This is a genomic window from Acinetobacter sp. UBA6526 (genome assembly GCF_002434875.1).
Lineage (GTDB): Bacteria > Pseudomonadota > Gammaproteobacteria > Pseudomonadales > Moraxellaceae > Acinetobacter > Acinetobacter venetianus.
This window is the reverse complement of the sequence record NZ_DJLC01000034.1, coordinates 1-3,361: the sequence shown is the minus strand read 5'-3', so window position 1 is coordinate 3,361 and position 3,361 is coordinate 1. Positions and strand designations below refer to the sequence as shown.

Genomic DNA, 3,361 nt, shown 5'->3' with positions numbered 1-3,361 from the left:
TGGCAATCGCTTCGATAATGAAGTACGCTTCATTATCACTACTAAATAAAAACCAAGTGCTTGATCTTAAGAGGGAATCAAGTAGAAAGATGAACCACCAGATCAATGAAAAGCACAGCCAGTATCTTTTTTTAAGTGAAATGGCTAGATAAATAAAAATCACACCAGGTAAAGATAAAAAGCCCAGACGTAAACCGTCCGATAAATTTCCTGCAAAAATGAGCAAACCACCAGTGATGAGTGCTGGAAGTAGAATAAGTAGCAGAATATTAAAACTTTTTAAGCTGGCCTTCATAAATGCCTAGTAAAATGGGGAGGAGAGAGTTAGGCGTGCTAATATCTGTTTTAGTTGATATGGTGTCAATCTTAATTTGTGAAGTATTTGATTAGACTGTAAATTAATTTATATCGCATGATTTTGATGACTCAATATTTTGGGCATCGTGTTTTATAAATACTGTTATTTTAAAATCCATTATTTCTCCTTATTTCCTTGTATTTTGAAATGATATGTTAAAAGAGATAGCGTTTACTTGATTGCTCGGTAATGATCACAAACGCAACTCCCAAAATGATTATCATTTGAAAAATTGACTGTTTCAGCATATGGAATGAACAGCCATGCTATCTAAGTTTTTTATTGAGCGTCCGATCTTTGCAACCGTGCTAGCGATTTTGGTGATGGCATTTGGTATTTTTTCGACACTCAATCTTCCTGTTGAACGTTATCCCGATATTGCCCCTCCTCGAATTACCGTTGCTGCGACTTATAGTGGTGCTGATGCACAAGCGGTTGAAGATAGCGTGACACAGGTGCTTGAACAGCAGATTAAAGGGATTGATCATTTACTGTATTTTAGTTCCAGTAGTGATGCGAGCGGAAATAGCAGAATCAGTTTGTACTTTAAGCAAGGTACTGATCCTGATCAAGCACAAGTTCAAGTGCAAAACGCAGTTAATGGTGCAATTAATCGTTTACCAGAAGATGTACAACGTCAAGGCGTGAATGTTAGAAAGTCATTAAGTGACTCTTTCATGGTCATCGGTCTTGGAGATAAATCTGGCCGATCAACAAATATCGATATTTCTGATTACTTAACCAATAATTTTGAGTTAAATCTCAGCCGTATTGAAGGAATTGGCGAGGTCAATGTTTTTGGTTCGCAATATGCAATGCGGATTTGGCTTAATCCTCAAAAATTACAAAGCTATCAATTACAGGTCAGTGATGTTCGCACTGCGATTGAAAATCAAAATACACAAGTTGCTGCTGGTGCGGTTGGTGATTTACCAACGATAGATAATCAATATCTCAATGCTAAAGTAACCTCAGGTTCACTATTACGTACCCCTGAACAGTTTGAAAATATTGTTATAAAAGCCAATACAGATGGCAGTTTTGTTTATCTCAAAGATGTAGCGCGGGTTGAAGTTGGTGCTGAAAATTACCAAGTCTTTAACCGCTTAAATGGCTATCCTGCTTCTGGTCTATCTTTATCATTAACAGTCGGTGCAAATGTGATGCAAGTTGCCGATGCTGTATATAAAGAAGTAGCACGCTTAGAGAAAACTTTACCAGAAGGATATTTTGTTGTTTATCCACGAGATGATACACCTTTTGTAAAAGAGTCAATGTCACAAGTCGTTTCAACATTAGTTGAGGCAATAGGGCTGGTTGTGCTTGTGATGTTTATTTTCTTACAAAACTGGCGAGCTACATTAGTTCCAGCAGTGACTGTACCCGTTGTAATTTTGGGAACTTGCGCAGTTCTTGCTGTTCTTGGTATGAGCATTAACACACTGACTTTATTTGCCATGGTATTAGCGATTGGCTTGTTGGTTGATGATGCGATTGTCGTGGTGGAGAATGTAGAGCGTTTAATGCATGAACAGCAGCTAACAGCGAAACAAGCTGCAATTCGGTCGATGCAAGAAATCAGTGGGGCATTGGTGGGCATTACGTTGGTATTAACGGCTGTCTTTATTCCCATGTCGTTTTTTAGTGGTGCGACGGGGATCATCTATCGACAGTTTTCGATTACGCTAGTTGTTGCGATGGGATTGTCCCTGTTAGTGGCTTTGATTTTGACTCCTGCTTTGTGTGCAATTCTATTGCAACCGCAACAAAAACAAGCACGCTGGGCTGTCTGGTTTAATAAAAGTTTAGATTATATTAAAGCATGCTATCTCAATGTTGCTAGTAAGGTGATTGGTATTAAAGCGATCGCTTTGATTGTGATGTCTTTATTAATTTGTAGTTTCATTTGGGTTTATCGCGATTTGCCAACTAGTTTCTTACCTCAAGAAGACCAAGGATTATTAGGTGTGCAGTTTAGCCTCCCGCAAGGTTCGCCGATGAGCAAGACTGAAGAGGTTGGGAAGGTTGTTTCAGACTATTTCCTTGAACATGAGAAAGCAAATTTAAATGGTGTCATGGTCATTCACGGAAGAAATTTTTCAGGAACTGGTCAAAATTTAGGGCAAGCTTTTATATCGTTAAAACATTGGGACGATCGCAAGGGAACTGAAAACAGCGCACAGCAAATTCGTGCCAGAGCTATGAAATATTTCTCTAAAAATAATCAAGCTCGCATCATGGTTGTGATGCCCTCAGTGATTCGTGGTCTAGGTAATTCAGATAAAATTGACTTTTGGTTGCAAGATATCAAAGGCTCAGGACGCGACAGTTTGGTCGATTCTTTTAAAGAATTGCAGCAGCAAAGTAATGCAATTGATTCTGTCGAAAATCTAGATAAAAAAGGCAATGATGACCAAGCTGTTTTAAATATCAAAATTGACCATAAAGCAGCAATGATCCATGGTCTGAATGTTAGTGAAATCAATAGAACTTTATCGACTGCATGGAGCGGTAGTTATATCAATGATTTTATTGATCGTGGTCGAATCAAGCGTGTTTATTTACAAGGTGATGCCCCATATCGTTCAAAACCTGAAGATCTAAGTGCTTGGTATGTAAAAAATGCCAATGGGCAAATGGTGCCATTTAATCAGTTTAGTCAGATTGATTGGCAAGGTGCGCCACCGATGCTTGAGCGTTTTATGGGGTATCCTGCAATCAGTTTAGATGCTGACGCAGCGAATGGCTTTAGTAGTGGACAAGGAATGCAGGCAATTCAAGGTTTGGTTGATCAAATGCCAGATGTTGGCTTGGCTTGGAGTGGATTGTCTTATCAAGAACAACAGTCTAGCAATCAAGCAATTTGGTTGTATCTCATCTCTGTCGCCTTTATTTTCTTATGCTTGGCTGCGCTCTATGAGAGTTGGTCAATTCCATCGGTGGTGATGGCTGCAATTCCGCTTGGTGTTGGTGGAACGATTATTTTTAGTTATTTGTTTGGTT

General features: G+C 39.0%; 1 protein-coding gene and 1 pseudogene. One reads left to right on the top strand and one right to left on the bottom strand.

The window, feature by feature from the left end; translation table 11 throughout:
* A pseudogene (locus B4237_RS02350) lies at nucleotides 1-295 on the bottom strand (sulfatase); the annotation flags it as partial.
* Between the two features lie 326 nt (nucleotides 296-621).
* Here B4237_RS02350 and B4237_RS02345 point away from each other — a divergent pair.
* A partial coding sequence (locus B4237_RS02345; RefSeq protein ID WP_286941172.1) for an efflux RND transporter permease subunit occupies nucleotides 622-3,361 on the top strand: 2,740 nt, incomplete at its 3' end.